Raw genomic sequence first — 6,433 nt, 5'->3', positions numbered from 1 at the left:
ACCCTCGACACGCAGGGTGTGAAGGATCGTAAGCAGCGCCGGTCGAAGTACGGCGCGAAGCGCCCGAAGTAAGGAGTACCAGGCGATGTCCCGTCGTCGTCGCGCCGAGAAGCGTGAGGTCCTGCCCGACGCCAAGTATGGCGATCGCGTCCTGACCAAGTTCATGAACTGCCTGATGCTGGACGGCAAGAAGTCGGCCGCCGAGCGCATCGTCTACGGCGCCCTGGAGCGCATCGAGGGCAAGGCCAAGGCCGATCCGGTCCAGGTCTTCCACGACGCCCTGGCCAACGTGAAGCCGCACCTCGAAGTGCGGTCGCGCCGCGTCGGCGGCGCCACCTACCAGGTCCCGGTCGAGGTCCGTTCCGACCGCGCCCAGGCGCTGGCGATCCGCTGGCTGATCGGCGCCGCCCGCGCCCGGTCGGAGAACACCATGACGGAGCGTCTGTCGGGCGAGCTGCTCGACGCCGCCAACCAGCGCGGCACCGCGGTCAAGAAGCGGGAAGACACCCACCGCATGGCCGAGGCCAACAAGGCGTTCTCGCACTACCGCTGGTAAGTTGACCCTGCCGGTAAGCCCGTAGTCCGGAAGACGCCGACATGCCCCGTTCCCATCCGCTCGACCGTTACCGCAACATCGGCATCATGGCCCACATCGATGCCGGGAAAACGACGACGACCGAGCGGATCCTCTTCTACACCGGACGGTCCTACAAGATCGGCGAGGTCCACGAGGGCACCGCCGTCATGGACTGGATGGAGCAGGAGCAGGAGCGGGGCATCACCATCACGTCGGCCGCGACCACGTGCTTCTGGCGGGACCACCGCATCAACATCATCGACACCCCCGGCCACGTCGACTTCACCATCGAGGTCGAGCGTTCGCTGCGGGTGCTCGACGGCGCGGTGGCGGTGTTCGACGCCGTGGCCGGCGTCGAGCCCCAGTCGGAGACCGTGTGGCGGCAGGCGGACAAGTACCGCGTGCCGCGCATGTGCTTCGTCAACAAGATGGACCGCATCGGCGCGAACTTTCACCGCTGCGTCGAGTCCATCGTCGAGCGGCTGGGTGCTACGCCGCTGGTGCTGCAGCTGCCGATCGGCGCGGAGTCCGACTTCGTCGGGCTGGTCGATCTGGTGGAGAACCGCGCCACCGTCTGGAAGGACGAGACCCTCGGGGCCGAGTTCTACCACACCGAGATCCCCGACGACCTCAAGGCCAAGGCCGCCGAGTACCGCGAACGCCTGATCGAGGCCGCGGTCGAGGTCGACGACGCGGCCACGGAAGCCTACCTGGAATCGGGCGCGGCGCCCGACCCGGAGACCCTGCGCCGCCTCATCCGCAAGGGCACGCTGAGCTTCCGCTTCGTGCCTGTGCTGTGCGGCTCCGCTTTCAAGAACAAGGGCATCCAGCCCATGCTGGACGCCGTGGTCGACTACCTGCCGTCGCCCCGCGACATCGCCAACGTGCAGGGGACGACGCCGGACGGCGCGCCCGACGAGCGGCCGACCGACGACGGGGCGCCCTTCGCGGCGCTCGCCTTCAAGATCATGACCGACCCCTTCGTCGGCTCGCTCACCTTCGTGCGCGTCTATTCCGGCACCGTGCAGGCCGGCAGCTACGTGCTGAACTCGGTCAAGGGGGAGCGCGAGCGCATCGGCCGCATGCTGCTGATGCACGCCAACACCCGCGAGGAGATCAAGGAGGCCAACGCCGGCGACATCGTCGCCTTCGCGTCGCTCAAGGCGACGACCACCGGCGACACCCTGTGCGATCCCGACAAGCCGATCGTCCTGGAGCGCATGGAGTTTCCGGAGCCGGTGATCGAGGTCGCCGTCGAGCCCAAGTCCAAGGCCGACCAGGAGAGGATGGGCATGGCGCTGCAGCGTCTCGCCCAGGAGGACCCGTCCTTCCGCGTCGCCGTCGACGCCGAGAGCGGCCAGACCGTCATCAAGGGGATGGGCGAGCTGCACCTGGAGATCCTGGTCGACCGCATGAAGCGGGAGTTCAAGGTCGAGGCCAACGTCGGCGCCCCGCAGGTGGCCTATCGCGAGACCATCACCCGCGCCGCCGAGGTCGATTACACCCACAAGAAGCAGACCGGCGGCTCCGGGCAGTTCGCCCGGATCAAGCTCCTCTTCGAGCCGGCGGCGGCCGGCACCGGCTTCCGCTTCGAGAACCGGATCGTCGGCGGCGCCGTCCCCAAGGAGTACGTGCCCGGCGTCCAGAAGGGGCTGGACGGCGCCAAGGAGAGCGGCACCGTGGCCGGCTTCCCGGTCGTCGACTTCACGGTGGCGCTGGTGGACGGCGCCTACCACGACGTCGATTCCTCGGTGCTCGCCTTCGAGATCGCCGCCCGCGCCGCCTTCCGCGAGGGCGTCGCCAAGGCGGCGCCGGTGCTGCTGGAACCGATCATGGCCGTCGAGGTGGTGACGCCCGAGGACTACATGGGCGACATCATCGGCGACCTGAACCGCCGGCGCGGCGTGATCGCCGGCATGGACCAGAGCGGCAATGCCCGCGTCGTCACCGCCAAGGTCCCCCTGGCCGAGATGTTCGGCTACGTCAACACGCTGCGGTCCATGAGCCAGGGCCGCGCCCAGTACACCATGCAGTTCGACCACTACGAACCGGTCCCGCAGGCCGTCGCGGACGCCGTCCGCGCCAAGATGGCCTGACAGCCGCCTGAACCTTGAGAGACGGAGAACACACGCCATGGCGAAGGCGAAATTCGAGCGGAACAAGCCGCACTGCAACATCGGCACGATCGGTCACGTCGACCACGGCAAGACGTCGCTGACGGCCGCGATCACGAAGGTTCTGGCGGAGACCGGCGGTGCGACGTTCACCGCGTACGACCAGATCGACAAGGCGCCGGAGGAGAAGGCGCGCGGCATCACGATCTCGACGGCCCACGTTGAGTACGAGACGACCAACCGCCACTACGCGCACGTGGACTGCCCGGGCCACGCCGACTACGTGAAGAACATGATCACGGGTGCGGCGCAGATGGACGGCGCGATCCTGGTGGTGTCGGCGGCCGACGGCCCGATGCCGCAGACGCGCGAGCACATCCTGCTGGCGCGCCAGGTCGGCGTTCCGGCGATCGTGGTGTTCATGAACAAGGTCGACATGGTCGACGACCCCGAGCTTCTGGAGCTGGTCGAGCTCGAGGTTCGCGAGCTTCTGTCGTCGTACCAGTTCCCGGGGGACGACATTCCGATCGTCAAGGGGTCGGCGCTGTGCGCTCTGGAGGACCGCAATCCGGAGATCGGGCGTGAGGCGATCCTGAAGCTGATGGCGGAGGTCGACGCCTACATCCCGCAGCCGGAGCGTCCGAAGGACCGTCCGTTCCTGATGCCGATCGAGGACGTGTTCTCGATCTCGGGCCGCGGCACGGTGGTGACGGGCCGCGTCGAGCGCGGCGTGGTGAAGGTCGGCGAGGAAGTCGAGATCGTCGGCCTGAAGGCGACGGTGAAGACGACGGTGACCGGCGTCGAGATGTTCCGCAAGCTTCTCGACCAGGGCGAGGCGGGCGACAACATCGGCGCGCTGCTGCGCGGCACGAAGCGCGAGGACGTGGAGCGCGGCCAGGTCCTGGCGAAGCCGGGGACGATCACGCCGCACACCAAGTTCAAGGCCGAGGCGTACATCCTGACGAAGGAGGAGGGCGGCCGCCACACGCCGTTCTTCTCGAACTACCGTCCGCAGTTCTATTTCCGCACGACCGACGTGACGGGCCAGGTGGTCCTGCCGGAGGGCACGGAGATGGTGATGCCGGGCGACAACGTCGCCATCGAGGTGCAGCTGATCGCGCCGATCGCCATGGACGAGGGCCTGCGCTTCGCCATCCGCGAGGGCGGCCGCACCGTCGGCGCCGGCGTCGTCGCCAAGATCATCGAGTGACCGCGCCGTCCCGGCGCAGTGAGTGACCGCGCCGTCCCGGCGCAGTGAGTGACCGCGCCGTCCCGGCGCAGTGAGTGACCGCGCCGTCCCGGCGCGGCGTCCACGGGGCCGGCTTCGCCGGCCCCGTTTGCGTTGCGGCGGGGCAAAATCTGGGTTGACACCGGGCGGCGTTGCGCATACACGTTACGCCCTCTGGATTTAGGGTTGGTGGTAGGCGAGACCGGCCTAGACGCAGCCCGGCACGAACGGCATCGCGTGCGCCCAAGCGCGCCGCGCCGAAAGAACATCCGGTACCGCGGCTCGCCGTGGTGGGATGTTCTTTTTTTCGTATCGGCTGTCAGCACGGTTCCGGATCGAGCGATTGCCCGCCTCAGCGGCCGACCTCCGCCGGCGACGGCGAAGGGCGGCCGGTTTTGCGGTTGGGACAAGGATTTTCGGCGGCGTCGGTGCGTCGCCGTCAGAAGGTGCAAGGGACGTTTGGACATGGACAGCCAGAACATCCGGATCCGCCTGAAGGCGTTCGATCATCGCGTGCTCGACCAGTCGACCAGCGAGATCGTCAACACCGCGAAGCGGACCGGCGCACGCGTGCGGGGGCCGATCCCGCTGCCGACGCAGATCGAGAAGTTCACGGTCAACCGCTCGCCGCACATCGACAAGAAGTCGCGCGAGCAGTTCGAGATCCGCACCCACAAGCGGCTCCTCGACATCGTCGACCCGACCCCGCAGACGGTGGACGCGCTGATGAAGCTCGACCTCGCCGCCGGTGTCGACGTCGAGATCAAGCTCTGAGGTTTTCACGGGTAAGGGACCTCTCCGAACGATGGATGTCCCTGGTTAGGAGAAGAAGCGAATGCGATCCGGTCTGATCGCGCAGAAGGTCGGCATGACCCGCGTCTTCACGGACGAGGGCGAGCACGTGCCGGTCACTGTGCTGAAGGTCGACGGCTGCCAGGTCGTCGCCGTGCGCACCGAAGAGACGGACGGCTACACCGCGGTCCAGCTCGGTGCCGGCACCATCAAGGTGAAGAACGTCACGAAGCCGCTGCGCGGCCACTTCGCCAAGGCGAAGGTCGAGCCCAAGCGCAAGCTCGCCGAGTTCCGCGTCGACGCCGACGCGCTGATCGAGGTCGGGGCCGAGCTGTCGGCCGCCCACTTCGTGCCCGGCCAGTTCGTCGACGTCACCGGCACCTCCATCGGCAAGGGCTACGCCGGTGCGATGAAGCGCTGGAACTTCGGCGGTCTGCGAGCCACCCACGGCGTCTCGGTGTCGCACCGTTCGCACGGTTCGACCGGCAACCGCCAGGACCCCGGCAAGGTCTTCAAGAACAAGAAGATGGCCGGCCATCTCGGCGACGAGCGGGTGACCGTTCAGAACCTCAAGGTGGTCTCGGTGGACGAGGAGCGCGGCCTCATCTTCCTCAAGGGCGCCGTCCCCGGCGCCGAGGGCGGCTGGCTGCGCGTGCGCGACGCCGTCAAGAAGAAGCAGCCGGACGGCCTGCCGTTCCCGGCCGCGGTCAAGGCTGCGCCGGCCGGCGCGGGTGGGGGTGAGGCTCCGGCCTCCGAGGCTCCCGCCGAGTCGCAGGAGTGAGTGCCATGAAGGCCACCATCAAGAACCTGAACAACGAGGACGTGGGCGAGATCGAGCTCGCCGACGCCGTCTTCGGTCTGCCGGTCCGCACCGACCTGCTGCACCGCATGGTCAACTGGCAGCTGGCCAAGCGCCGCGCCGGGACGCACAAGACCAAGGGCATCAGCGACATCAGCGGCACCACCAAGAAGCCGTACCGCCAGAAGGGCACCGGCCGGGCCCGCCAGGGTTCGACCCGCTCGCCGCAGTTCCGCGGCGGCGCCACCATCTTCGGCCCGGTCGTCCGCTCCCACGAGCACGACCTGACCAAGAAGGTCCGCAAGCTGGCGCTCAAGACCGCGCTCTCCGCCAAGGCCGCCGACGGCAAGCTCATCGTGCTCGACGACGCCACCGCCGAGACGCACAAGACGAAGGAGCTGGCGGCGCGCCTCGCGACGCTCGGCCTCAACTCCGCCCTGATCATCGGCGGCGCCAACCTCGACGAGAACTTCGTCAAGGCGTCGCGCAACATCCCGCTGGTCGACGTGCTGCCGGAGCAGGGCGCCAACGTCTACGACATTCTGCGCCGCGACACGCTGGTCCTCACCCGCAACGCGGTCGAGCAACTGGAGGCTCGTCTGAAATGAGCAAGCAGTCGAAACCTGCGGTGAGCCGCGAGCGGATGTACGACCTGATCCTCGCCCCGGTGATCACCGAGAAGTCGACGCTGGGGTCGGAGCACAACAAGGTGACGTTCCGGGTGCCGCTCAGCGCGACGAAGCCGGAGATCAAGGCGGCGGTCGAGGGCCTGTTCAATGTCCAGGTGAAGGCGGTCAACACGCTGATCACCAAGGGCAAGACGAAGCGGTTCCGCGGCACCATCGGCCGCCGCTCCGACGTCAAGAAGGCGGTCGTGACGCTCGTCGAGGGTCACAAGATCGACGTGACGACCGGCATCTGAG

At 67.9% G+C, this 6,433-nt stretch carries 7 protein-coding genes and 1 pseudogene; all 8 read left to right on the top strand.

Annotated elements, in window-relative coordinates:
• Positions 1-72 (top strand): annotated as a pseudogene (gene rpsL / locus ACSBPG_RS12715) (30S ribosomal protein S12); the annotation flags it as partial.
• A 13-nt stretch (positions 73-85) separates the two neighbouring features.
• Positions 86-556, top strand: coding sequence for a 30S ribosomal protein S7 (gene rpsG, locus ACSBPG_RS12710; protein ID WP_435537539.1), 471 nt, complete (start codon positions 86-88; stop codon positions 554-556).
• 41 nt (positions 557-597) lie between these two features.
• Positions 598-2,673 carry an elongation factor G gene (gene fusA, locus ACSBPG_RS12705; RefSeq protein ID WP_435537538.1) on the top strand — a complete coding sequence of 692 codons (2,076 nt, stop codon included), beginning with the start codon at positions 598-600 and terminating at the stop codon, positions 2,671-2,673.
• Between the two features lie 37 nt (positions 2,674-2,710).
• Positions 2,711-3,901, top strand: a complete 1,191-nt coding sequence (gene tuf / locus ACSBPG_RS12700; RefSeq protein ID WP_435537537.1) for an elongation factor Tu — start codon at positions 2,711-2,713, stop codon at positions 3,899-3,901.
• A 483-nt stretch (positions 3,902-4,384) separates the two neighbouring features.
• Positions 4,385-4,693: a 30S ribosomal protein S10 gene (rpsJ, locus tag ACSBPG_RS12695; RefSeq protein ID WP_085555136.1), complete on the top strand. Its 309-nt coding sequence runs from the start codon at positions 4,385-4,387 to the stop codon at positions 4,691-4,693.
• A 61-nt stretch (positions 4,694-4,754) separates the two neighbouring features.
• The gene (gene rplC, locus ACSBPG_RS12690) at positions 4,755-5,492 is read left to right on the top strand and encodes a 50S ribosomal protein L3 (protein ID WP_435537536.1); all 738 of its coding nucleotides are present in this window, start codon (positions 4,755-4,757) and stop codon (positions 5,490-5,492) included.
• A 5-nt stretch (positions 5,493-5,497) separates the two neighbouring features.
• Entirely contained in the window at positions 5,498-6,118 is a 621-nt protein-coding gene (rplD, locus tag ACSBPG_RS12685) for a 50S ribosomal protein L4 (protein WP_435537535.1), read from the top strand.
• Complete coding sequence (locus ACSBPG_RS12680) at positions 6,115-6,432, top strand: 50S ribosomal protein L23 (RefSeq protein WP_435537534.1); 318 nt, start codon at positions 6,115-6,117, stop codon at positions 6,430-6,432. The genes rplD and ACSBPG_RS12680 overlap by 4 nt, the downstream gene beginning before the upstream one ends.
• Position 6,433 lies beyond the last annotated feature (1 nt).

The sequence above is a fragment of the Azospirillum sp. ST 5-10 genome, assembly GCF_051225715.1.
Taxonomy (GTDB): domain Bacteria; phylum Pseudomonadota; class Alphaproteobacteria; order Azospirillales; family Azospirillaceae; genus Azospirillum.
Note: the sequence above shows the minus strand (reverse complement) of the source record. Positions and strands in the feature narration are given on the sequence as shown.

What these genes read in the sequence shown, in the direction of transcription:
- rpsG (WP_435537539.1), top strand. Translation starts at nt 86, where the DNA reads ATGTCCCGTCGTCGTCGCGCCGAGAAGCGTGAGGTCCTGCCCGACGCC.
- fusA (WP_435537538.1), top strand. Translation starts at nt 598, where the DNA reads ATGCCCCGTTCCCATCCGCTCGACCGTTACCGCAACATCGGCATCATG.
- tuf (WP_435537537.1), top strand. Translation starts at nt 2,711, where the DNA reads ATGGCGAAGGCGAAATTCGAGCGGAACAAGCCGCACTGCAACATCGGC.
- rpsJ (WP_085555136.1), top strand. Translation starts at nt 4,385, where the DNA reads ATGGACAGCCAGAACATCCGGATCCGCCTGAAGGCGTTCGATCATCGC.
- rplC (WP_435537536.1), top strand. Translation starts at nt 4,755, where the DNA reads ATGCGATCCGGTCTGATCGCGCAGAAGGTCGGCATGACCCGCGTCTTC.
- rplD (WP_435537535.1), top strand. Translation starts at nt 5,498, where the DNA reads ATGAAGGCCACCATCAAGAACCTGAACAACGAGGACGTGGGCGAGATC.
- ACSBPG_RS12680 (WP_435537534.1), top strand. Translation starts at nt 6,115, where the DNA reads ATGAGCAAGCAGTCGAAACCTGCGGTGAGCCGCGAGCGGATGTACGAC.